A 23,802-nucleotide genomic window follows, 5' to 3' on the forward strand; every position below is an offset into this window, starting at 1 on the left:
GATTCGATTCACCCACGCGGAGCGCGCGACGCCACCACCTGTACGGGCTGGTCGGGCAAAACGCCCAATGCGGGAAGCGCTTGGCGAACGATCTCAGCAAAAGCGGGCGCAGCAACGGTTCCTCCGTAATACCCTTTCTGCGCGTTTGGCTCATCGACCATCACCGCGACGACGATTCGCGGGTCGGTCGCTGGGGCATAACCGACGAACGACGCGACATATTTGTGCACGTACTGTCCATGTTCCACTTTACGCGCTGTCCCGGTTTTCCCCGCGGTCGTATAGCCAGCAACCTGCGCGCGCGTTCCTGTTCCCCCTACGTCCGTCACTTTTTCCAGCATCGCGCGCACGGTGCGTGCCGTACGCGCAGAGATGACGCGCTGCTGTTGTGAACACGAAGGGGGCGATTCTAACCGAACAAACGTAATCGGCAAACGACAACCATCGTTAGCCAACGCCTGGTAGGCGCCTGCCACCTGCAAAAGCGATGCAGACATTCCGTGGCCAAAGGCCATCGTGGCCACTTCGATCGGTTTCAAGCGCTGCGCCGGAAACAGGTGACCTGCCGTAGCCCCCGCAAATGGGATCTCAGGCCGTTCGCCAAAACCAAAGCGCCGATAGTGTTGCCAAAGCGCTTGGGGGTCCAGTTTCTGCGCGATTTTGACGACACCCACGTTCGACGATTTTTGAATCACTTCCGCTACGGTCAATACCCTGTCGCTTGCGTGGGCGTCCCGAATCGAAAACCCAGAAACCTGGATCACGCCCCCCCGCACGTCGATCGGCGTCTCTGGACGAACCACGTTCTGCTCCAACGCCAACGCAACGAGAATCGGCTTGACCACCGATCCCGGCTCGTAACTGTCCGTAAGCGCTCGGTTTCGCACCTCGTTCCAATCGAGTTGCGCGCGCGCATCGGGATCAAAGGTGGGCCAGTTGGCCATCGCCAACACCTCGCCGCTCTTGGCGTCGATCACCACTGCCGCCCCACCCTTTGCCTGAAATTCGGTCACGGCGTTTTTCACCGCGTTCAACGCTGCTGCCTGGATACGGAGATCCAGAGACAGAATGAGATCCTCTCCGGCCCGGACCGGCACCAGCCATTCCCCTTCGCGAATAGGTCGCCCTTGGCGATCCTGCACCAACACCTTCTTGCCAGGATGCCCCTGCAACCGTTTATTGAACCCGCGTTCCAACCCTTCCAGTCCGTTTCCGTCGATATCGGTGATGCCGACGATCGTCGCGACGAGCTCGCGGTAAGGGTAGACGCGCTTTGGCTCCGGGAGCGCCGAAACGCCGGGTATTTCGAGCGCCAATATGGTCTCAGCGGTTTGACGATCGAGATGGCGCTTCAAATAGGCAAAACGGCTTCCGCCCCGAGCGATCTGCGCTGTGATCGCATCGGGTGTCGTTGCCAACACTCGAGCGAGCGCTTCGACCTGCTCTGACGTGGCGTCTTGCCATAACTTGGGATCGACCCAGATCGAGTGGGTTTCGACCGATTGCGCTAAGATCGTCCCGTTGCGGTCGAGCAAGCGGCCACGCGCTGCCGGTACCGTGACCACGCGCTCAAAACGCTGCTCAGCTTGCGCTTGCAAAAAATGGCGTTCGGCCGCAACCAACCACCCTGCGCGCCCGACCACCAAAGCGACGAACAACCCAAAAAGGCCCAGAACGAAGACCAAGCGGGGTAGCGGTACCGCCAAGCGAAACGCCCCGATCGCCAGATCGTGTGTCATGGTTTCTGCTCCTCCCAGCGCCGGATACGCGCTACGGCAGGGGGCGCTAACCCCATTCGTGCCGCAACCGCTTTCAGCCGCTCCGGCCGTTCCGCAGCTGCACGCGCCACTTCCAAACGCCGCCACTCACTTTCGATGCGTGCCCCCGTCGCCTTTTCCGCCTCGACCGCCCGAACCAAACCCCTTACTTCGTGGTGCACGGTAACCACCGCAATCGCCGAGCCGATCGCAGCACCCACCAACACGCCATCCCACCAGCCTGCGCTCATCGCTTCTCCGCAGCACGCAATACCGCGGACCGTGCACGCGGGTTGTGCGTACATTCCGCTTCGCTTGGCGAAAGGCGTTTGACCACCCAGCGCATCGCGGGCTCGGGCCGTTCGTCCTCACGAATCGCCACGCCTGGCGGCAGCGGCGCAGGTTCGCACTGCGCGCGCAAAAACCGCTTCACGATCCGGTCCTCGAGCGAGTGAAAGCTGATCGCAACCAGCCGCCCCCCCGAAGCCAACCGCGCCGCCGCTTGCGGCAAGGCCTGCTCGATCTCTTCCAACTCACGGTTTACAAAAATCCGAAGCGCTTGGAAGGTGCGCGTCGCTGGGTGTTGCCCCGGCTCACGGCGAGGGACCGCTTTTGCCACGATCTCGGCCAACTGCCGCGTGGAAACAATGGGCGCTCGGGCGCGCGCGGCGACAATCGCCTTTGCAATCGCATGAGCAAACCGCTCTTCGCCATACTGTTGGATTACCTCCTTGATTGTGTCCCGCTCTGCTGTGGCCAACCACGCCCGCACCGGCTCGCCGCGGGTCGGGTCCATCCGCATGTCGAGCGGGGCGTCAAAGCGAAAACTCATTCCCCGCTCCGGAGTGTCGAGTTGGGGCGACGAGACGCCAAAGTCGAAAAGCACCCCATCGACCGTGGCAAGCCCCCACCAATCGAGCGCTTCTGCCAGCTGGGAAAAGGGGCGATGGGCAATCGCAAACCGCTGGTCTGCTTTCGCCAATGCCCGACCCGCTGCCACCGCTTCGGGATCGCGATCGAGCGCCACAAGCCGCCCCTTCGCGCCCAAGCGCGCCAAAATGGCGCGGCTGTGCCCCCCTCGGCCAAAGGTCGCGTCCAGGTAACACCCGTCCGGACGCACCGCGAGCGCCTCCAGAGCTTCCCTCAGCAACACGGGTTGGTGCACTCCGTGCGCATTCATAAAGCCAACCCTTGGAATGGCTCGGGGAGGTCGGCAAAGGAGAGCGACCGCATCGCCTCTTGCTGTTTCGCCCAACCGGCTTCAGACCAAAGCTCGAGATGACTCCCTTGCCCAACCAACCACACGTTCTTTTCCAACTCGGCCCATTGCCGCAACGATGGCGCCAACAACACCCGGCCCGCGCCATCGAGCGTCTGCTCTTCGGCAAACCCTACCAACAGCCGCTTCAACGCTGCGGCACGCGGATCGAGCCCAGGCATGCGAACGATCTCGTCGCGAATCGGCTGCCAAACCGATTGCGGATAGAGCACGACACAGCGGTGGGGATGCGCGGTCAGCACCAGTGGGGCTCCGTCTGGGCAGAGCAGTTCGCGGTGCCGCTGCGGGATCGTCATCCGCCCTTTCGCATCGAGTGTGAGCGCCACCGCGCCTTGAAACATATTGCTCCACCCAAACCCCTTTTACCCCACTTTTTACCACTTACTCCCACATAAAACTACTGAATAAATTTACACTTATAAAAAACTGGCGGACCTGTAGGGAAAAAGGGGCAATCGATTGCCGAAAAACGTGGGACGAAAACGGGAGAAGTCAAGGAGAAGAAACGGAAGCCCGCCGGTAAGCCGGGTTCTGTCGCAGGCGGCAGCACCGCCTGGGGCAGTCATTCCTCTAGGCCTGACGTCACCGCCAGGCTCGAGCGGCCAACCCGGAAGCGGCGCGAGCCACGCCATCGCTTCCCTATTCGGCCTTGCTCCGGATGGGGTTTACCGTGCCGGTCCGGTTACCCGTCCCGCGGTGGGCTCTTACCCCACCGTTTCACCCTTGCCTGATCCCGTAGAAAGGGCCATCGGCGGTCTGTTCTCTGTGGCACTTTCCGTCGCCTCACGGCGCCCGGCCGTTAGCCGGCATCCTGCTCTGCGGAGCCCGGACTTTCCTCCCCCGTCGTTGCGACGGCGGCGACTGCCCTGGCGGACTTCCAAAAGTATTATAAAGGCTTACTGTGCCGCAACAAAGACCACCCGACCGTCTTTTTCTTGAAACGTTCCCACCAACGGCCCCAACGATTGCGGATTAGGGTTCGGCCAGCGCTGTACTTTGCAATCTTCGGTCGTCGCCAAATACCAACTGCCCTTTTGCTCGAGCGCCCAAAGGAGATCCCCGGCGCGATAGACCCGCATCGACGCCATGGGGGTGCCATCTTCTTGGATGCGCCAACGGCGCTGACAGACCGGCAGGCGGCTCACCAAAACGAACTGTTCGATTGCCGCAAAGGGCAGCCGCTGCTCGCGCACCAAAATCAACGCATGCTCGCGCCCTTCGATCTGGTACGCCGTCGCCGAATTCTCACAGCCGATCAGAACGAGCGCCGCTACCCCCAAAAGAAAAGGGGTCAGCAACCGCCCCCGCAATTCATTGATGCTCCTTGCCATCGCTCACCTCCACCTGCCATTCAAGCGTCTCTCCCGCTGAGAGCGGCACCAAAGGATCGTCGGGAAGATAGGGAAACGTTTGCGGTACCGTCCAGGTGCGTCGCACCAACGTCACCTGCTCGGTTGCCCGCGGGAAACCGTAGAATGCGGCGCCAAAGCGTGCCGCGAAATCGGGCAACCGATCAAGCGCCCCCACCGACGCAAACGCTTTCGCGTAGAGCGGCAACGCCGCGTACGCCGTGTAACAGCCTGCGCACCCACAGGCCGCCTCTTTTGTACTGCGCGCATGGGGGGCAGAATCGGTACCCAAAAAGAATTTAGGGTTGCCACTCGTAGCCGCTCGAACGAGCGCCTGCCGATGCTGCTCCCGTTTGAGCACTGGCAAACAGTAGTAGTGAGGACGAATCCCGCCCTGGAAAATCGCGTTGCGGTTATAAAGCAGGTGGTGCGCCGTGATCGTCGCGGCAACGTTTTCTGGTGCCGCTTCGACGAACGCCACCGCTTCAGCGGTGGTGATGTGTTCGAGCACCACTTTGAGCCCTGGAAAACGGCGCACGATCGGATCCAGCACCCGCTCGATGAAAACTGCCTCACGATCAAAGAGGTCGATCTCCGGATCGGTGACTTCGCCATGCACGCAGAGCACAATCCCGCGCGCTTCCATCCGTTCCAGAACGGGATAGACCCGCTCGATGCACCGAACGCCGCTCTCGGCATTGGTTGTTGCCCCAGCCGGATAGAGCTTCACCGCACGAACCTGCCCCTTTGTTGCCGCTGCGCGGTCGATTTCGGCAACTGGCGTCGTTTCGGTTAAATAGAGCGTCATGATCGGCTCGAAGCGCGCTGCCGCTCCGGATAGGGCACGGACCACGGAAAGGATCCGCTCGCGGTAGGCGAGCGCTTCGGCAACCGTGGTCACAGGGGGTTTCAAATTGGGCATGATCAGCGCGCGACCAAAAACCGCCGCGGTATGGGGCACCACCGCGGCAAGAGCTGCGCCGTCGCGAACATGCAAATGCCAATCGTCAGGCCGGGGCAAAGCAAACCGCTCAACGGTCATCGCGAATCCTTTCGTGCGCAATTACCCAATCATACAACCGGTTCTTGGAAATCTGGAAAAGTTCAGCGGCCCAGCGGACCGCCTCCGAACGCGCCACGCCCGCTGCAAGGAACCGTTCGCACCAGGCCCGCGCGTTCGCCGTACGTTCGGAGTCGTCGTTCGCCGGTGGAACGACCAAAACGAATTCACCATGCTTGCGCTCACGCCGTGCCGCCAGCCACGCTTGGGCCTCGGTTACGGTTCCGCGAAAACTCTCTTCAAAACGCTTGGTCATCTCCCGTGCGACGAACACGGGATGGTTCGCCCCGAGCGTAGCAGCGAAATCGGCAAGCGCTTCGTCGATCCGGTGGGGCGTTTCGAACCAGACCGTAGGCAGATCCCCTGTGGCCGCTTCGCGGATTGCGGCACGGCGCTGCGCCGCTTTTGCCGGCAAAAAACCGCGAAAAGCAAAACCCGTCTCCCCCCACCCCGAAATCGAGATCGCTGCGGTCACCGCGCTGGGGCCTGGAATCGCCACCACCGGAAACCCTTGCTCGCGCACCATGGCAACCACCTTGACACCGGGGTCAGAAACGGCAGGGGTCCCCGCGTCACTTACCAACGCCCAGTGCTCGCCAGCGGCAAGGCGCGCACACAAAAGCGCCGCGGCGCTGCGCTCGTTGTGGGCGTGTAGCGCAACGAGCGGCGTGCGAATCCCCCAACTTTCCAACAACCGCGCCGTGACGCGCGTATCTTCTGCCGCGATCCCCGCTACCCCCGAAAGCACCGCCAATGCGCGCACAGAGAGGTCGAACCGGTTGCCAAGCGGGGTTGCGACTACGTACAATGCAGCCGTCGGCAACCGCCATGAGGCCTCCTCCGCCAACGCACGCCAATCCGCTTGCATCTTTACCCCCCTATGCCATTTTCTGATTCTCGCACAACTGCGACCCACCACCCACCAGACGCCCGCACCATCGGCACCCATTTCGAAAACCGAGCGGCGCAATGGTGCCATGACCGCGGCTGGACGGTCATTGCCCGCAACGTCCGCTGCCGACGCGGCGAGATCGACATCATTGCCCTGGATGGAACAACGCTGGTCTTCCTCGAAGTGCGTTACCGCCGCTCCGTCCGTTACGGCTCGGCGGTCGAGAGCGTCACCCCCGCGAAGCTGCAAAGCCTGACCGCCGCAATCCGTTACTGGCTCAACAGCCGCGAAGGGCGTCTCTATGCCCGTCGCGCGATGCGGTGCGATCTCTTGGCCTATTGCGGCACTCAGCCTGAGCCTCAGTGGATCCCCAACGCGTTTACCCCTTCCCCTTGGTAAACTGCACCCTATGGATCTGATCGAAGCCTTGAGCGACCGCTTTGCGTTCCAGCAAAGCCTTTACCGCGAAACCGTCGACGCCTTGGCGCCCCCGCTTGCTGCCGCAGCGGAAATCTTGGCGCAAACGGTCTTGAGCGGTAACCGACTGTGGATCGTGAGCGGCCCAGGGACCCACCACCTTGCTGCCCATTTCACCGAACGGCTCTGGTACGGACTCGAACGCGAACGCCCCCCTTTTGCCGCAGTTCACCTGCCCAGCGCCGCAACGCCGCCACCGCACGGGCAACCGCTGGACGTTTTGGCGCAACCGGGCGACTGCGTCATGATCCTGCTTGGCCGCGGTCCGAGCGAAACCCTACGCGCTGCGATGCGCACTGCGCTTGAAGCCCAATCCCCTTTGATCGTGATCGGCCACGACCCAGACGAACACATCTGGTCGCAACTGCGCGGTGGCGACGTGCCTGTGGCGCTACCGGAACTTCCCCCCGCACAACAGGACGAACTGCTCCTCTTCTTACTCAACGCGCTTACCGAAACCTGGGAACAACTCTTATTTGGAGAAGTGGTATGAAAAAAACGACCCTGACGCTCACCCTAGGGTTGGCGGTGCTCACCCCCACCCTGTCGGGCTGCTTTCCCGCAGTCGCCACCGGTGTTGCGGCAACCGCAGCGGTTGCCGCGGACCGGCGAACCGGTGGCGCGATCGTCGAAGACGAGCAACTGGAATGGAAGATCAGTAGCGCGATCCAACAAGCGCTTGGCGATCGCGCCCATGTGAACGTCACCTCCTTTAACCGCATCGTGCTCCTCACGGGCGAAGTCCCCGACGAAGCGGCCAAGCAACGCGCGGAAACACTCGCCAAAAAAACCGAAAACGTCCGCACTGTCGTCAATGAACTGATCATTGCGCCCCCCTCTGCACTTGCATCGCGCGCCAACGACGCATCGCTCACCACGCAGGTCAAAGCGCGGTTGGTAGGCAACCGTGATGTCCCCGCCCACCTCGTCAAGGTGGTCACCGAAGGGGGGGTGGTCTTCCTAATGGGGCTTGTGACGCGCCGCGAAGGCGACGCAGCCACCTATGTTGCCCGCACCACCTCAGGGGTGAAGCGGGTGGTGCGCGTCTTCGAATTCATCAGCGACGAAGAGGCGAAGCGGCTCGATCATGCAGCGAAGCAGTCGCAGAACGGGCGATGACGGCTACTGCTTTCTTCCCTCGCCAACGGAAACAACGGAATAACCCTACCGCCCCCTTCGCGCAGCAAAGGGGGCACGCTTTGGGCGCAAATCCTCTTTCAATATTCATCGTTGCTAATCGCAACAGCCCGCCAAAGTCATAAACGCACTCCGGAAGTTCACTTTCCGGTGCGCCTCTGCACCATTCATGCACAATTTTGGTGCAGTGCACCAAATTTCAACAACAATGCCCCTCCGAAAAGCGCAACCTTGCAATTTTTTATTTTATTTCAATAACATACATTTTAGGCATCCATTTTGCTGAGAAAAACTCGGGCTACCTTGGCCCAAAGTCGGCCAACCGCCCACGGGCACAGCGCCGAAAAGTCCCAGTAACAATAGAATTGAAGGAGGTTTCACCATGTCATATCTCGAACCCAGCGAATTCGTCACCAAGATGGTCGATCAAGGTGAATCCAAGGTGTACATGTCCGCCAAGGACACGCTCATCCGCGCCTTCATGGCGGGCGCCATCCTCGGGCTTGCCGCGATGTTTGCGATTACTGTCACCGTCAACACAGGATCGCCGTTACTCGGTGCCATCCTCTTCCCGGTCGGCTTCATCATGCTTTACCTGATGAAGTTCGACCTCCTCACAGGGGTGTTCACGCTGGTGCCGCTCGCGCTGCTCGACAAGCGTCCCGGAGTCACCGTTTCTGAGGTACTGCGCAACTGGGGACTGGTCTTCATCGGTAATTTCGCCGGTGCGCTTTTTGTCGCCTTCCTGATGTCCTTCATTCTCACCTATGGTTACTCCACCGATGGCGGGGTGATCGCCGAGAAAGTGGGGCATATCGGCGAAGGGCGGACGCTCGGTTACAAGGCGCATGGCATCGAAGGGTGGTTCACCATCTTTATCCGGGGAATTCTGTGTAACTGGATGGTCTCTATGGGCGTAGTCGGCGCGATGATCTCGACCTCCGCTACCGGCAAGATGGCAGCGATGTGGATGCCGATCATGCTCTTCTTCTACATGGGATTCGAACACTCGATCGTCAATATGTTCCTCTTCCCCTTTTCTATGATCATGGGAGGTGGCTTCACCCTGGCCGACTATTTCATCTGGAACGAAATCCCCACTGCGCTGGGCAACCTCGTAGGCGGATTTCTCCTCGTCGGACTTCCGCTCTACTATACCCACGTTCGGACCAGCCCAGAACGACTGCTCAAGAACGGCCGGAACGCTGGCAAAAGCGATCGCGAACCCAGCTCACTCCATCGGTACGGTGAGACACTCAAAGCAAGCCTCTGACCTCATCACGCCTCTGACCTCATCACGCCTCGCCCCCCTACCTGGGGACGAGGCCCCTTGGCGGAACGCGAACATGTTGCAGGTCAGTGTCGGGCAGTATTCGGACAAGGGGCGCAAAGCGGTCAACCAAGATTTCCACGGTTACCTTTGCCCCCCTCGCCATCTTCTCCGGACGAAAGGGATCGCCGCGGCCATCGCCGATGGCATCAGCAGTAGTGCGGTGAGCCATATCGCGGCCGAAACAGCGGTAAAAAGTCTTCTCACAGACTATTACGACACTTCGGAAGCTTGGTCAGTGAAAAACGCCATGCGTCGGGTCATGGCGGCCACCAATTCCTGGCTGTACGCCCAGTCGCGCCATCGGCCAGGCCGCTTCGACCTCGACCAGGGATACGTCTGCACCTTCAGCGCGATCGTACTCAAATCGCGCTCCGCGCACCTGTTTCACATCGGCGACACGCGGATCTGCCACCTCGTCGGCGACCAGCTGGTCCACCTTAGCGAAGCACATCGCGTCTGGGAAGGAGAGAAGAGCTACCTCACTCGTGCCCTCGGGATGCGCGAACAACTGGAGATGGACTATCAGCGCTACACCGTAGAGGTGGGTGCCATCCTGATCCTGATGACCGACGGCGTCTACGAGCACCTTCCCGACGCCGAAATCGCCCGGCTCATCCGGGAAAACCCAAACGACCTCGACCTGGCTGCAAAACGGATCGTTGCAGCAGCGCTTGATCGCGGCAGCGACGATAACCTCACCATCCAAATCATACGCATCGAGCAACTTCCTCCCCCCGAGCAGGATGAGCTGAGCGAGGAGGCGGCTCGTCTGCCACTGCCAGGAGAGCTTCGCCCGCAGAGCGAGCTCGATGGTTACCGCATCATCCGCGAGCTAAACCGTGGCCCCCGCAGCCACCTATACCTCGCACAGCAGGACGGGAGTGACGCTCGAGTCGTCATCAAGGCGCCAGCAACCGAATTCGCCCACAACCCCGACTACCTCGAACGCTTCCTGATGGAAGAGTGGATCGCTCGCCGTATCGACAGCCCCCACCTGGTCAAGGCCGCCGAACGCACCACCCTACCCACCGCACTCTATTCGGTTTTTACCTACATCGATGGACAGACACTCGACCAGTGGATGAAAGACAACCCCACACCCGATCTCGAAACGGTCCGTGTAATCGTCGAACAGATCGCCAAAGGACTTCGGGCGCTCCACCGGCAAGAGATCATTCACCGCGACCTTCGTCCTCAGAACATCCTCATCGAACCCAACGGTAACGTCAAAGTGATCGACTTCGGCTCGGCGCAGATCGCAGGTTGGGTTGAAGAGATACCCAAGGACGAATCTGTCCCACCCGGCGCCGTTCCCTACCTAGCCCCAGAGTACCGCCTTGGGGAACGGGGCTCGAAACGATCCGACCTCTACTCGCTCGGCGTCATCGCTTACCAAATGTTGAGCGGTGGCCACCTTCCCTATGGCACTGACACCGCCAAGATCGTGAGCAAAGAGGAGCTTTACCGACTGCGCTACCGTTCACTGCGCGAGCTGGGCGTTTCCATCCCCTTCTGGGTTGACGCAGCGATTCGAAAAGCCGTCCACCCCAGAGCGGAAAAACGGTACGAGAGCCTCTCCGAATTTCTCCACGATTTGCGCCACCCCAATCCCGACTTCGTCCCCATGCATAACCGATCGTTCCACAACCGCGACCCGCTCCTCTTCTGGAAAACCGTCTCATTCATCCTCTTTTTTTGTCTGCTGGTACTGATTCTAACCCACCCCATGTTGCTCCAGTAAGCAACGAGCAATCGCCCTGCACCGAAATGGTGACACAGCGCACGAAATCATCGCAATCGCGCACTGCTGCGGTGCAACATTCGACCGAACCTCAAAAAAAATCGGTCTTTCAACGCCCGTAATTGATGGCACGTTTTTTGCTGGAAAGATGATTGTGAAACCAGCCGAATCAAATAAAGAGGGGAAGCGAAAAATGAGCAGCAAGCAAGACGGGAAATTTACCACTCTGATCGGCCGGAGAACCTTCATGAAAAAAGGGGCAGCCGTGACTGCAGCGGTTATTGGCCTTTCGGCGGGACTGGTACGCACACCGGCACAGGCCTCGGCAAAGCTGGGGGAACCCGAAAAAGCGGATCTGAAATTCGGCTTTATCAAACTTACCGATATGGCGCCTTTCGCCATCGCCAAAGAGCTCGGTTATTTCGAAGAAGAAGGACTCTACGTCGAGCTCGAGGCACAGGCCAACTGGAAAGTTTTGCTCGACCGCGTGATCGATGGACAACTGGATGGCGCCCACATGCTGGCTGGTCAGCCCATTGCTGCAACCATCGGCTATGGCACACAGGCAAACATCATCACGCCAATCTCGCTGGATCTCAACGGAAACGGGATTACCGTTTCCAATGTGGTGTGGGAGATGATGAAACCATCGATCCCCCAAGAAAACGGCAAGCCGAAGCACCCGATAGGCGCCGAATACCTCAAGCCGGTGGTCGAGCAATACCGGAAAGAAGGAAAGCTGTTCAAGATGGGGATGGTCTTTCCCGTCTCCACCCACAACTACGAATTGCGTTACTGGTTGGCGGCCGGAGGACTCCATCCTGGCTACTATGCCCCACAACGGGGAGACACCGCCGGTACCATTCAAGCGCAAGTCCACCTCTCGGTCACCCCACCTCCCCAAATGCCGGCCACTCTGGAGGCGGGAACGATCGACGGCTACTGTGTCGGAGAACCGTGGAACCAGCAAGCGGTCATGCGCGGCATCGGCGTAGCCGTCATCACCGACGATGAGATCTGGAAGAACAACCCAGAAAAAGTCTTCGGTATTCGCCGCGAATTTGCTGAAAAATTCCCGAACACGACCATTCGCATCGTACGCGCACTGATCCGTGCCCAATACTGGCTCGATCAGGAAAACAACAAGAACCGACCGGAAGCCGTCAAGATTCTCTCCCGCCCCTACTATGTTGGTGCCGACTACGACGTGATCGCCAACTCGATGACCGGATTCTTCGAATACGAGCGGGGAGACAGAAGAGCGGCCCCCGACTTCAACGTCTTCTTCCGTTACAACGCTCCGTACCCATACTACTCTGACGCCATCTGGTATTTGACTCAGATGCGGCGATGGGGCCAGATACCGGAACAACGGCCGGACGACTGGTATTTCGAGACGGCGAAAAAGGTCTATCGCCCAGACCTATACAAAACCGCAGTCGAATCCCTGATTGCAGAAGGGATCATGAATGAATCCGATTTCCCTGAAGAAATCTGGAAAAGCGACGGTTTTCGCCCTGTCCAGCGGGAATTCATCGATGGAATCCCGTACGACGGAAGGTTTCCCAACCGCTACATCGATTCGTTGCCGATTGGGCTCAAAGGAAACGAAAAGGCGTAGTTTCTGAGAAAAGGAAAGACGCATGAGGAACGATATGGTCCCATTTCGCTTGCCCCCCCTGCGCTCCCTGCTCGCTCCGCTGACCGGCCTCACTCTATTTCTGGCCGTCTGGCAAGGCGTTGCCAGCCAAATCGATACCACCCTCGGGAAATTTCCTGGCCCGGTCGAAACTTGGCAACAGTTCACCAACCTGATCGAAGAGTACCAGCAGGAAAAGATTCGCGAACAAAAGTTTTACGAGCGGCAGCGTATTCGCAACGAAAAGAAGCTGCAGGAAAACCCGAATGCCGAAATCGTCTGGCGCGAATACAGAGGGATGCCGACCTTTTTCGACAAAATTCGGCGCAGTCTCATCACCGTCGCCTCGGGCTTCCTGCTGGGTTCTCTGATTGCCATACCGGTTGGATTGCTCATCGGAATCAGCAAAACCGCCTATTCGGCGATCAACCCGATCATCCAGGTGTTGAAACCGATCTCACCGATCGCCTGGCTGCCATTGGTAACCATCGTGGTCTCGGCCGTCTATGTGAGCGAATCGCCCCTGTTCGACAAAGCGTACCTTACCTCGATGTTCGTCGTGATGCTCTGCAGCCTCTGGCCCACCATCATCAACACCGCGGCCGGTGTCGGCAGCGTCACCCGTGACATGCAGAACGTCAGCCGCGTGTTGCGTCTGAGCCCCCTGACCCATCTGCGCAAGATCGTCCTGCCTTGCACCATCCCCAGCATGTTCACAGGGCTGCGCATCTCGCTCGGAATCGCCTGGATGGTGCTCATCGCTGCGGAGATGCTCGCTCAGAACCCGGGGCTCGGCAAATTCGTCTGGGACGAATTCCAGAACGGAAGTTCCCAATCTCTGGCGCGGATCATGGTGGCAGTAGTCACCATCGGCATCATCGGTTTCCTCCTCGACCGGTTGATGCTGCTCGCCCAACGGTGGGTCTCCTGGGACAAAACGGCCACACTGCGCTGAAAAGGAGCGGCACGCATGAATCCCCCTCTCCCCCACCTTGAACTCTCTCAAGTCAGCATCGAATTTCCCACGCCGAAAGGCCCATTCCGGGCGCTGCGTGACATCAACCTCAAGATCGCCAAGGGCGAGTTCCTCTCGCTCATCGGCCACTCGGGCTGCGGCAAATCGACCGTGCTCAACATCATCGCCGGTCTGTATCAACCCACCGAAGGGGTTGTCCTGCTCAACGACAGAGAGGTTCGCGAACCCGGTCCCGAACGCGCTGTGGTCTTTCAGAACCACTCCCTCCTGCCCTGGTTGAACGTCTATGAAAACGTCAAACTGGCTGTCGACCAAGTGTTTCGCGACAAGCCCTCCTCATGGAAAAAGGAGTGGATCGAGCACAACTTGAAACTCGTCCATATGGACCACGCCCGCCACAAGTATCCGGCCGAGATCTCGGGAGGGATGAAGCAACGGGTGGGTATCGCCCGTGCGCTAGCCATGCAACCGGAGGTCTTGCTGATGGACGAACCGTTCGGCGCACTCGACGCCCTTACCCGCGCCCACCTCCAGGATTCGCTGATGGAAATTCAGGAAACGCTCAAAAACACCGTGATCATGATCACACACGACGTAGACGAGGCGGTTCTGCTCTCCGACCGCATCGTCATGATGACCAATGGACCTGAGGCGACCATCGGCGAAATTCTCCCCATCAACTTACCGCGGCCGCGCAACCGTCTGACACTTTCCAAAGACCCTACCTACGCCGCCCTGCGCGCGCATGTCCTCGACTTTCTCTACGCCAAACAAGCTCGCCGTATCGAAGAAGGAGTCCTCGCATGAGAAAACCACGTCTTGTCGTGGTCGGCAACGGCATGGCTGGCTGCCGAACCCTGGAAGAGTTGCTGAAATTGGCGCCGGACCGCTACGAGATTACCGTATTCGGCGCCGAACCCCACCCCAACTACAACCGCATCCTCCTCTCGTCGGTTTTGGCTGGTGAGGTACCGTTCGTCGAGACGATCCTCAACGACCCCACCTGGTACGAAACCCATGGCATCCGGCTGCATCTCGGGAAACGAGTCGTCGAAATCGACCGCATCTCCCAACGAGTCGTCGCCGAAGACGGCACGAGCGCCGAATACGACCGCCTACTCCTTGCCACCGGATCGTCACCAGCCATCCTGCCGGTTCCTGGAAACGACCTTCACGGCGTGATCAGTTGGCGTGACATCGCCGACACCGAAGCGATGATCGAAGCCAGCCAAAAATACCGCCATGCGGTCGTCATCGGTGGAGGGCTTCTCGGCCTGGAAGCAGCCAACGGACTGGCGCTGCGCGGAATGACGGTAACGGTGGTCCATATCGGAGCATGGTTGCTCGAGCGCCAACTTGACCGCTATGCCGGGGAACTGCTGCAAAAATCGCTGGAAGCAAAAGGGTTGCGTTTCATGCTTCAGACCGAAACTCGAGCGCTTCACCCAGGTCCCGATGGGCGGGTGCAAAGCGTCGAGTTCGCCGACGGCTCCCGAGTGGAAGCTGACCTCGTCGTCATGGCCGTAGGCATCCGGCCGAACATCGAACTGGCGCAGCGCGCCGGTCTCTACTGTCGTCGCGGCATCGTCGTCAATGACACCCTCCAGACCTACGATCCGAAGATCTACGCGGTTGGCGAGTGTGTCGAACACCGTGGCGTCACCTACGGGCTGGTGGCCCCCCTCTTCGAACAAGCCAAGGTCTGCGCCAACCATCTCGCAGAGTTCGGCATCGCCCGATACACCGGCTCTGTCACCTCGACCAAACTCAAGGTCACCGGCATCGACCTCTTCTCGGCGGGCAACTTCATGGGCTCGCCACAGAGCGATTTCATCACCTTCACCGACCCGTCAGCTGGCGTTTACAAGAAACTGGTGATCGAAGGCGACCACTTGGTCGGCGCTGTTCTCTACGGCGACACCGTCGATGGTGCTTGGTACTTCCAGCTCATCAAAGACCGGCAGAAGATCACAGAAATCCGCCACCAACTGATGTTCGGCCCCCATCACCTCGGAAATACAGGTCACAGCGGTGAAAACCGCGCTGCAGCCATGCCCAACGACGCCGAGGTTTGCGGCTGTAATGGCGTCACCAAAGGGGCAATCGTCGCGGCAATCAAGGCCAACGGCCTCTTCACTTTGGAAGATGTGCGCAAGCACACCAAAGCCTCCTCAAGTTGCGGTTCTTGCACTGGCTTGGTAGAACAGATCCTGGCCAATGTACTCGGCAGCGTTTACCAGCCGAACAATACCCGCGAAAAACCGATCTGCGACTGCACTGATCTCACCCACGCCGAAGTTCGGCAAGCGATCCGTGAGCAGAAGCTCCTCTCGATTCCGCAGGTGATGGAGACGCTCGGTTGGCGAACCCCAGACGGTTGCGCCACTTGCCGCCCCGCCCTCAACTACTATCTGATCTCCACCTGGCCCCACGAAGCGCAGGACGACCCCCAGTCCCGCTTCATCAACGAACGGGCCCATGCCAACATCCAGAAAGACGGCACATTCAGCGTGGTTCCCCGGATGTGGGGCGGTCTGACCAACCCGACGGAGCTGCGAGCGATTGCCGATGTGGCGGAAAAATTCCGTGTCCCAACGATCAAACTCACCGGCGGGCAGCGCATCGACCTGCTCGGTGTCAAGAAGAACGACCTACCGAAGATCTGGGCCGAATTGGGTAAGGCTGGACTCGTTTCCGGCCACGCCTATGGCAAATCGTTGCGCACCGTAAAGACATGCGTTGGAGCCGAACATTGCCGTTTTGGCACGCAGAAATCGATGGGACTCGGCATTCGTCTGGAAAAAGCGCTCTTCGGCATGTGGTCGCCACACAAGGTCAAACTGGCCGTCTCGGGATGTCCGCGCAACTGCGCCGAATCGGGAATCAAGGATGTGGGCATCATCGGTGTCGACTCCGGTTTCGAAATCTACATCGGCGGCAACGGCGGGATCAAAACCGAAGTGGCTCAATTCCTCTGCAAGGTCAAGAGTGAGGAAGAGGTCATCGAATACGTGGGGGCCTTTTTACAACTCTATCGCGAAGAGGGTTTCTACCTCGAACGCACCTGCCACTACCTGGCCCGCGTCGGCCTCGACTACGTCAAAGCACAGATCGTCGACAACCCCGAGAAAAGGCAGGCACTTTACGAACGGCTCCTCTACTCGCTCCAGGGCGTGGAAGATCCCTGGCAGAAAGCCGTTGCAACCCAAGACCGAGAATACGCCATCATGGAGATGACCGAATGAACCTTTGGAAAAAAGTTTGTCCGCTCGAGCAGATCCCACGCCTCGGGGCAATGCGGATCGAGACCCCCAAAGGCGCAATCGCCCTCTTTCGCACACGGGACGACCAGCTCTTCGCGGTCACCGACCGCTGTCCCCACAAGGGTGGTCCGCTCTCGCAGGGAATCGTCGCCGGCCATGAAGTCACCTGTCCGTTGCACGGTTGGCGGATCGACCTCACCACCGGTGAAGCGGTTTCTCCTGACAAGGGATGCGTAACACGCTACCCCACCAAAGTCGAAGAGGAGTGGGTATGGATCGCGCTGTAACGAATCGGCGCAAAATCACCGAAGTGAAGAGCGTCTGCTGCTACTGCGGCACCGGCTGCGGGGTGGCCATCGAAACCGACGGTGTCAACCTTCTCAACGTCCGCGGCGATCCCGACCATCCCGTGAACCGCGGACAACTTTGCATCAAAGGGCAAACCCTTGCAGCAGCGCACGTACGCACCGGCAGGGCCACGCGGCCTCTGATACGCCCAAAGCGGGGCGCTGCGTTCCAGCCCACCGACTGGGACACGGCGCTGCGCCTCAACGCGGAACGCTTCGCGCAGATCATCGCCACCCACGGCCCGGATGCGGTTGCTTTCTACGTTTCCGGGCAACTCCTCACCGAAGACTACTATCTCTTCAACAAACTGGCGCGGGGACTGGTGGGCACCAACAACATCGACTCCAACTCGCGTCTCTGCATGTCCTCGGCCGTTACCGCCTATAAGTCCACCTTGGGCAGTGACACTGTGCCCTGCTGCTACGAAGACATTGATCTCGCTGACCTATACCTCCTGGCAGGCAGCAACGCTGCAATCACCCATCCTATCCTGTTCCGCCGGATCGAGGCGGCCAAAAACCGCCATCCTGAACGCCAGATCCTCGTCATCGACCCGCGCCGCAGTGAAACCGCCGCATACGCAGACCTGCACCTGGCCATCCAACCGGGGACCGACACGTTTCTCTTCCTGGCAATGCTCCACGTGCTCGTCTGGGAACGGATGATCGACGAGGCGTTCATCGCCACGCACACCGAAGGGTTCGAAGCTCTGCGCCGTGAACTCGCCGAGCTCACCCCCGGCGCTGTCTCGCCGATCTGCGGCCTCAGCCCAAAAACCATCGTCGACGCAGCGCGACGCTTCGGAAGCGCGCAGTCCCCCCTCTCCTTGTGGTGCCAGGGACTGAACCAGTCGATCCATGGAACCAGCAACGGTGTGGCGCTCATCCACCTTCACTTGGCCACCGGTAAGATCGGGCGACCGGGCATGGGGCCCTTCTCGCTTACCGGTCAGCCCAACGCGATGGGCGGCCGCGAGACTGGCACCATGGCCACCCTGCTCCCCGGCCACCGCGACCCCAACTCGGAGAAAGACCGAAGCGAACTCGCTCAACTCTGGGGCATCCCCTCCCTGCCCGAGCGTCCAGGAAAAACCGCGGTCGAAATCTTCGACGCTCTTGCCGAGGGCACGATCAAGGCCATCTGGATCGCGTGCGCCAATCCGGCCCATTCGCTCCCCCACCTGGAACATGCTGTCGAAGCCTTGCGCCGCGCCGAATGGGTCGTCCTCCAAGACGCGTGGCAGGATACCGAAACTGCCCCGTTTGCCGATCTTCTTCTTCCCGCTGCAACCTGGGGTGAAAAAGAGGGAACGATGACCAACTCGGAACGGCGAATCAGCCGCGTGTGCACCGCCGTACCCCCTCCTGGTGAGGCCAAACCCGACTGGTGGATCGTCCAGGCTTTCGCCCGGCATCTGGGCAAAGCCCTCGGCATACCGGAGCGGGCCGAGCGCCTCTTTTCCTTCCCCACCGAAGAGGCGATCTTTCTCGATTATGCCCGAACCACTGCGGGCACCGAGATCGCTATCGAAACGCTCACCTACGCCACGCTCGACCAGCTTGGACCGCAACAGTGGCCCTTTACCTCCGGTCAAAGTCAAGCGCGCCCCTTCTCCGATCACCGTTTTTCCTATCCCGACGGCAAAGCTAGATTCCAAACGCTCGATCGCGGCCGTCTCCCCGAGCAAATCGACGCGCGCCACCCTTTTCTGCTCATCACCGGACGGTTGCGCGACCAGTGGCACGGGATGAGCCGCACAGGACGCATTCCGCAACTCTTCCGCCACGACCCTGAACCGGTCGTGTGCATGAACCGCACCGACATCGAACGGCGCGGTTGGCATGAAGGGGATCTGCTGCGCCTGCGCAGCCGACGCGGCGAACTCATCCTGCCGGTAGCCGCCGCAGACGAAGTCCGCAGCGGCCACCTGTTCCTTGCTATGCACTGGGGCAGGCGTTCTCTTTCGGGCGAAGGGAGCAATGCGCTCACTTTGGCCGTCACCGATCCCCTCTCCAAACAGCCTCACCTGAAACACGCAGCGGTGCGCGTCGAAAAATGCAACCTGCCGTGGCGAACCGTCATCCTGCGCCGAAGCGATCACCCAGATAACCCGATCGAACCCCTGCTTCAATGGCAAGCAGCGTTACGCCCTCTGGTGGCCAACTTCCCTTACGCGGCCCTGACCCTCGACGAAGGACGCTGGCCGATCCTGCGCGTCACCCTCGCCCATAGCACTCCTCCCGAAGACGAGCTTCTGGAACGGTTGGCATCGCTCCTCGCACTCAGCGGGCCGGAGCTTCTGCAATACGAAGACCGCAGCAACCACATCCTCAAACGGGCGCGCATCGCTGAGCGGCAACTGACCGGTATCCTGCTGAGCGGAGAAACCGCGGCGGCACATTGGCTCTGCGAAGCGATCAAGAACGGGACCCAAACCGATACATTCCACCGCTGGCTCTTCGCTCCGTTGGCGGAACCGCCACTTGCCGACCTCACATCCAGCCGCATCGTCAGCAACTGTCGTATGGTCAGTGAAACGGCCATACGCAGTGCCGTTGCGGCTGGCGCCGACCTCGAACGGCTACAAGCGGAACTCGGATGCGGCACCGTGTGCGGCTCATGCCTGCCAGAAATCCGGAAAATCACCTTAGAAGCGCGCGCCGTTCAATAAGCCACCGCCACCGGGTCGAGGCTACGCCACAGATACCAGGTGGCAACGGTGCGCCACGGGCGGAAACGCTCCCCAGCGCTGCGCCATGCCGCAAGGGGCTGCTTTGCCGGCAGCCCATAACGCGCAACCAACGCTTTACGCAACCCCAAGTCGTCCGCTGGCCAGACGTCGGGGCGCAGCAGATGAAAAATCAGAAACATCTCAGCCGTCCACCGCCCGATGCCCCGCACCGCAGTGAGTGCGCCGATGATCACCTCGTCAGACATCCCCGCCCAGCGTTCCGGGTCGAGAGAACCCTCCTGCGCGTGTCGCGCCAAATCACGCAGGTATTCCACTTTTCGCGCCGAAAGGCCCGCGCCGCGCAACGCTTCAGGTTCAACCGCCCAAACCCGTTCGGGTGACACCACGCCATCCACCGCAGCGGTAAGCCGTTCCCACAACCGATCGGCTGCCGCCACCGATACCTGCTGCCCCACGATCGCGCGCGCAAGTGTCACGAAGGGATCGCCGTGTGACCCCAGCAGCTCCCCATCATACTGCGCGATCAGTTCGGCCATTTTGGGGTCTCGCGCCCTGAGCTCGGCACACGCCGTTTCCCAATAGGGTGGACGAACCCACGCTTCGGGGCCCGGATCACACACCAACGTGTCGCTCCTTAGCCATCAGTGCCGCGAGCAACTTCTGCTGCACCCCTTCGAATGCCCCATTACTCATCACCACCACCGCATCACCCGGTTCTACGCACACAACGATCTCCGCCACCAACGCTTCGATCTCAGTTGCCACCTTGGCCTTTGCACCGAGCGGCGCCAGCGCTGCCGCCAAGTCCCAAGAAAGTCCTTTCGCGTACCCGAAGACACGATCCGCGCGTGCAAAGGCTGCGGGCAACTCCGCCTGCATCACCCCGCGCTTCATCGTGTTCGACCGCGGTTCGAAAAGCGCGATCAATCGCCCCGTCACCCGGGGTCGCAGCGCATCGAGCGTCGCGGCAATCGCCGTCGGATGGTGGGCAAAGTCGTCGAAGACCGTCACCCCAGCCGCCTCCCCCACCTTTTCGAGCCGCCGCTTCACCCCGGGAAAACTGGCCAGCGCTTCCACCGCGATCTCCGGGCGCACACCCGCATGAGACGCAGCCGCCACCGCAGCAAGTCCGTTGAGCGCATTATGGACTCCCGGCAACGGAAGGGTCACACTTCCGATCGCTCGCCCATCGAACGCGTAGTGCGCCCGATCCCCTGCCACCTGCACCTGCCAGCGCGGCACTTCCGCCCGGTCGTCTGCTTGGGCATTATGTCCACCTGGATACGATTCTGCTAACCCAAAACGGGCCACTTCCGACCATACCCCCCGCGCCAATACGCGATCGATCGCCGGGATTCCCGCACGCGCGAAAATCGCCCCGCTTCGCGGCATCGTTCGGATCAAATGGTGGAATTGCGTCTCGATCGCAGCCAGATCGGGGTAGATATCGGCGTGGTCGTACTCCAAATGGTTGATCACCAACGTCCGCGGGCGGTAATGGAGGAATTTCGCCCGCTTGTCCGAAAAAGCGGTGTCGTACTCGTCGGCTTCGATCACGAAAAATGGAGAATCCCCCAACGCCGCCGGCGCTTCGAACCCCGGCACCGCGCCGCCGATGAGATACCCAGGGTTGAACCCCGCCGTGCGCAAAATATGCGCCGTCATCGCCGTAGTGGTCGTCTTGCCGTGGGTACCGCTCACCGCGATCACCCACCGCCCGCGCAGCACCGTCTCGGCCAACCACTGTGGGCCCGAGACGAAAGGCAAACCGGCGTCCAGGATCGCCTCCAGCAACGGGTTGCCGCGGGAAATCGCATTCCCGACCACGTAACAATCGGCACCCAAACGAATCTGATCGGCGTCATACCCTTCGATCGGCGTCAACCCATGCGCTGCCAACACGTCGCTCATCGGAGGATAGAGGGGCCCATCACACCCGGTCACCCGGTAGCCGAGCGCTTTCGCCAAGATCGCCACCCCAGCCATGAACACCCCGCCCATACCCAAAATGTGCAGATGCATCGTGCAGCACCGTCTGATTGGTACAATAAGGCGAATTCTCGCATACCCCATTCCCCATGAAACGCAAAACTTACGAGGCGATCGACTACCGCGACGAGATCGCCCACGTTGCTGCGCGGCTCATCTTCGACGAAGGCATTCGCGATCTGGCGTTTGCCAAGCGCAAAGCGGCCAAACAGCTTGGCCTGCCGCCGCGCACGATGCTGCCCAGCAACGAAGCGGTCGAAGCAGCACTGGCAGAATTCGTCGCCGAATACGGTGAGATTGAAAACCTTCCCGAACAGCTCACCGCGATGCGTCGCGAAGCTGCGCACACGCTTTCGTGGCTTCCGTGGCCGGCGTACCTGGTCGGCGCGGTTGCGCACGGGACCGCTGGGCCGATGAGTGAAATCGAAATCGACCTCTTCGCCGAATCGGGGAAAGAGGTGGAAATTTTTCTCCTCAACGAACACCGCCATTTCCGGGTCCATACCCCGAAAGCCAGTGCCGCGCGCCGCCCAGAAACCGAATTGATCCTCGAAGACACCCCCTATCCCGTCCGGTTGCGCGTCTGGCCCGCGCTCGACGAACGGCGACGGAAAAAAGCGGAGCGCGGCCTCACCCTCGCGATGCTCGAACAACTCTTGCAGGAGGCGTGATGAACGACCCACGCAACGCCCCAAACCCCACCCCCCAAGCACCGAACTCGAAGTCTACTCGTGCGTCGCCACGCCAAACCCTACTCCATTGGCTCATTGCGGGGCTTCTTGCCGCAGGCGTCTTGTGGCTCTTTTTCAGTCAAACAGTTGCCCCCCAGAACCCAACCGGGCCCACCATTTCGGGTTACGATGCCCGTGCGCTTCGGCAGCTCCTGACCGCTCAAATGCCGGAAATCGACACGGGTAGCCCACGAACCCTGAACGAGTGGCGCGGCAAACCGCTGGTCATCAACTTTTGGGCCACCTGGTGCCCGCCGTGCCAAAAGGAACTCCCCGATTTCGCCGCGCTTGCGCGTCACTACGCTGGGGGCGTCCATTTCGTAGGCTTGGGGCTTGACGAACGCGACAAACTCCTTGCGTTCGCTCGCGAATTCGACCTGCCCTACCCCACCCTGGTCGCAGGCGGCTTTGCCTTGGGGCAGACGACGAAACTCGGCAACCCCAACCGCGGCATGCCCTTTACGCTGGTTCTCGACGCAAACGGGCAACCAGTCGCGCACCATGTCGGCTTGATCTCGCGGGAGCGTCTTGAAACACTCATCGCCCAAGCGCTCGAACGATGACCCCCGGGCGAACGCCCTCTAGCCAAAAGCGGCGAAATGCGGCAAACTTGCAGCTTTGCACCGCGAAACGCTGCAAAGGAACGACCCGATGGCTGCTGCTCCTAACGAACCGTGGCGCATTTTGGTACTCCACGGCCCGAATCTCAACCTCTTGGGCGTGCGCGAACCAGAAATCTACGGTCGCACCACCCTTTCCGACATCCACGCGGCGCTCACCGCACGCGCTGGCGCCAAAGCCGTGATCGAAAGCTATCAGAGCAACCACGAAGGGGCGCTCGTCGACCGCATCCAAGCAGCGATGGAAGAGGGCGTCGATTTCATCCTCATCAACCCCGGCGCCTACACCCATACCAGCATCGCGATTCGCGACGCGCTTGCCGCGGTGCAAATTCCCTTCATCGAAATTCACCTTTCCAACATCCACGCCCGCGAGCCGTTTCGGCGCCACTCCTACCTTTCCGACAAAGCCGTGGGCGTCATCGCCGGGCTTGGCGCCTTTGGCTATGAGGCGGCGCTCGAAGCGGCGATGAACTGGCTCGAACGCGAAACGCCGCCCCTCCGTTCAACCACGTAAGG

Annotated in this window: 23 protein-coding genes and 1 other RNA gene; 14 read left to right on the forward strand and 10 right to left on the reverse strand. The window is 60.4% G+C overall.

Annotated elements, in window-relative coordinates:
* Positions 1-8 precede the first annotated feature (8 nt).
* From KUL93_RS00695 to rsmI, 8 genes are all read right to left on the reverse strand, one after another.
* Entirely contained in the window at positions 9-1,739 is a 1,731-nt protein-coding gene (locus KUL93_RS00695; RefSeq protein ID WP_217125207.1) for a peptidoglycan D,D-transpeptidase FtsI family protein, read from the reverse strand.
* A complete protein-coding gene (gene ftsL / locus KUL93_RS00700) occupies positions 1,736-2,008 on the reverse strand; it encodes a cell division protein FtsL (protein ID WP_217125208.1) in 273 nt (90 codons plus the stop codon). The genes KUL93_RS00695 and ftsL overlap by 4 nt, the downstream gene beginning before the upstream one ends.
* A complete protein-coding gene (gene rsmH, locus KUL93_RS00705) occupies positions 2,005-2,937 on the reverse strand; it encodes a 16S rRNA (cytosine(1402)-N(4))-methyltransferase RsmH (RefSeq protein ID WP_217125209.1) in 933 nt (310 codons plus the stop codon). The genes ftsL and rsmH overlap by 4 nt, the downstream gene beginning before the upstream one ends.
* Positions 2,934-3,377 carry a division/cell wall cluster transcriptional repressor MraZ gene (gene mraZ, locus KUL93_RS00710; RefSeq protein WP_217125210.1) on the reverse strand — a complete coding sequence of 148 codons (444 nt, stop codon included), beginning with the start codon at positions 3,375-3,377 and terminating at the stop codon, positions 2,934-2,936. Before mraZ ends, rsmH begins: the two co-directional genes overlap by 4 nt.
* 163 nt (positions 3,378-3,540) lie before the next feature.
* An RNA gene (gene rnpB, locus KUL93_RS00715) (RNase P RNA component class A) lies at positions 3,541-3,914 on the reverse strand.
* Between the two features lie 18 nt (positions 3,915-3,932).
* Positions 3,933-4,367 carry a hypothetical protein gene (locus tag KUL93_RS00720; protein ID WP_217125211.1) on the reverse strand — a complete coding sequence of 145 codons (435 nt, stop codon included), beginning with the start codon at positions 4,365-4,367 and terminating at the stop codon, positions 3,933-3,935.
* The gene (gene pyrC / locus KUL93_RS00725) at positions 4,348-5,427 is read right to left on the reverse strand and encodes a dihydroorotase (RefSeq protein WP_217125212.1); all 1,080 of its coding nucleotides are present in this window, start codon (positions 5,425-5,427) and stop codon (positions 4,348-4,350) included. Before pyrC ends, KUL93_RS00720 begins: the two co-directional genes overlap by 20 nt.
* Positions 5,417-6,313 (reverse strand): 16S rRNA (cytidine(1402)-2'-O)-methyltransferase, encoded by an 897-nt coding sequence (gene rsmI, locus KUL93_RS00730; protein WP_217125213.1) that lies wholly within the window; start codon positions 6,311-6,313, stop codon positions 5,417-5,419. Before rsmI ends, pyrC begins: the two co-directional genes overlap by 11 nt.
* Before the next feature lie 12 nt (positions 6,314-6,325).
* On the opposite strand from rsmI, the gene KUL93_RS00735 reads away from it, so the two are divergent.
* From KUL93_RS00735 to KUL93_RS00785, 11 genes are all read left to right on the forward strand, one after another.
* The gene (locus tag KUL93_RS00735; protein WP_217125214.1) at positions 6,326-6,736 is read left to right on the forward strand and encodes a YraN family protein; all 411 of its coding nucleotides are present in this window, start codon (positions 6,326-6,328) and stop codon (positions 6,734-6,736) included.
* 10 nt (positions 6,737-6,746) lie between these two features.
* Complete coding sequence (locus tag KUL93_RS00740; protein ID WP_217125215.1) at positions 6,747-7,307, forward strand: phosphoheptose isomerase family protein; 561 nt, start codon at positions 6,747-6,749, stop codon at positions 7,305-7,307.
* On the forward strand, positions 7,304-7,933 hold the full coding sequence (locus tag KUL93_RS00745) for a BON domain-containing protein (RefSeq protein ID WP_217125216.1): 630 nt from the start codon (positions 7,304-7,306) through the stop codon (positions 7,931-7,933). Before KUL93_RS00740 ends, KUL93_RS00745 begins: the two co-directional genes overlap by 4 nt.
* 400 nt (positions 7,934-8,333) lie before the next feature.
* Positions 8,334-9,224: a formate/nitrite transporter family protein gene (locus KUL93_RS00750; RefSeq protein ID WP_217125217.1), complete on the forward strand. Its 891-nt coding sequence runs from the start codon at positions 8,334-8,336 to the stop codon at positions 9,222-9,224.
* Positions 9,225-9,297: 73 nt separating this feature from the next.
* The gene (locus tag KUL93_RS00755; protein WP_217125218.1) at positions 9,298-11,025 is read left to right on the forward strand and encodes a bifunctional protein-serine/threonine kinase/phosphatase; all 1,728 of its coding nucleotides are present in this window, start codon (positions 9,298-9,300) and stop codon (positions 11,023-11,025) included.
* 193 nt (positions 11,026-11,218) lie between these two features.
* The gene (locus KUL93_RS00760) at positions 11,219-12,646 is read left to right on the forward strand and encodes a CmpA/NrtA family ABC transporter substrate-binding protein (RefSeq protein ID WP_217125219.1); all 1,428 of its coding nucleotides are present in this window, start codon (positions 11,219-11,221) and stop codon (positions 12,644-12,646) included.
* A 22-nt stretch (positions 12,647-12,668) separates the two neighbouring features.
* Positions 12,669-13,619 carry an ABC transporter permease gene (locus KUL93_RS00765; RefSeq protein ID WP_217125220.1) on the forward strand — a complete coding sequence of 317 codons (951 nt, stop codon included), beginning with the start codon at positions 12,669-12,671 and terminating at the stop codon, positions 13,617-13,619.
* A gap of 15 nt (positions 13,620-13,634) precedes the next feature.
* Positions 13,635-14,447 (forward strand): ABC transporter ATP-binding protein, encoded by an 813-nt coding sequence (locus tag KUL93_RS00770; RefSeq protein WP_217125221.1) that lies wholly within the window; start codon positions 13,635-13,637, stop codon positions 14,445-14,447.
* Positions 14,444-16,885 (forward strand): nitrite reductase large subunit NirB, encoded by a 2,442-nt coding sequence (nirB, locus tag KUL93_RS00775; protein WP_217125222.1) that lies wholly within the window; start codon positions 14,444-14,446, stop codon positions 16,883-16,885. Before KUL93_RS00770 ends, nirB begins: the two co-directional genes overlap by 4 nt.
* Positions 16,882-17,190, forward strand: coding sequence for a nitrite reductase small subunit NirD (gene nirD, locus KUL93_RS00780; protein WP_119334799.1), 309 nt, complete (start codon positions 16,882-16,884; stop codon positions 17,188-17,190). Before nirB ends, nirD begins: the two co-directional genes overlap by 4 nt.
* Positions 17,175-19,922 (forward strand): nitrate reductase, encoded by a 2,748-nt coding sequence (locus KUL93_RS00785; protein WP_217125223.1) that lies wholly within the window; start codon positions 17,175-17,177, stop codon positions 19,920-19,922. Before nirD ends, KUL93_RS00785 begins: the two co-directional genes overlap by 16 nt.
* Here KUL93_RS00785 and KUL93_RS00790 read toward each other — a convergent pair.
* Together KUL93_RS00790 and mpl are read right to left on the reverse strand one after the other, a co-directional pair.
* Entirely contained in the window at positions 19,916-20,479 is a 564-nt protein-coding gene (locus tag KUL93_RS00790; protein WP_346731606.1) for a DNA-3-methyladenine glycosylase family protein, read from the reverse strand. The genes KUL93_RS00785 and KUL93_RS00790 overlap by 7 nt on opposite strands.
* A gap of 76 nt (positions 20,480-20,555) precedes the next feature.
* The gene (mpl, locus tag KUL93_RS00795; protein WP_217125225.1) at positions 20,556-21,965 is read right to left on the reverse strand and encodes a UDP-N-acetylmuramate:L-alanyl-gamma-D-glutamyl-meso-diaminopimelate ligase; all 1,410 of its coding nucleotides are present in this window, start codon (positions 21,963-21,965) and stop codon (positions 20,556-20,558) included.
* Between the two features lie 56 nt (positions 21,966-22,021).
* Between mpl and KUL93_RS00800 the strand changes: the two genes are divergently transcribed.
* The 3 genes from KUL93_RS00800 (at position 22,022) to aroQ (ending at position 23,800) form a co-directional block, all read left to right on the forward strand.
* Positions 22,022-22,603 carry a hypothetical protein gene (locus KUL93_RS00800; protein ID WP_217125226.1) on the forward strand — a complete coding sequence of 194 codons (582 nt, stop codon included), beginning with the start codon at positions 22,022-22,024 and terminating at the stop codon, positions 22,601-22,603.
* A complete protein-coding gene (locus KUL93_RS00805; RefSeq protein WP_217125227.1) occupies positions 22,603-23,226 on the forward strand; it encodes a TlpA disulfide reductase family protein in 624 nt (207 codons plus the stop codon). Before KUL93_RS00800 ends, KUL93_RS00805 begins: the two co-directional genes overlap by 1 nt.
* A gap of 88 nt (positions 23,227-23,314) precedes the next feature.
* The gene (gene aroQ, locus KUL93_RS00810; protein ID WP_217125228.1) at positions 23,315-23,800 is read left to right on the forward strand and encodes a type II 3-dehydroquinate dehydratase; all 486 of its coding nucleotides are present in this window, start codon (positions 23,315-23,317) and stop codon (positions 23,798-23,800) included.
* Positions 23,801-23,802 lie beyond the last annotated feature (2 nt).

Source organism: Hydrogenophilus thiooxidans (genome assembly GCF_019049855.1).
Taxonomy (GTDB): Bacteria; Pseudomonadota; Gammaproteobacteria; order Burkholderiales; family Rhodocyclaceae; genus Hydrogenophilus; species Hydrogenophilus thiooxidans.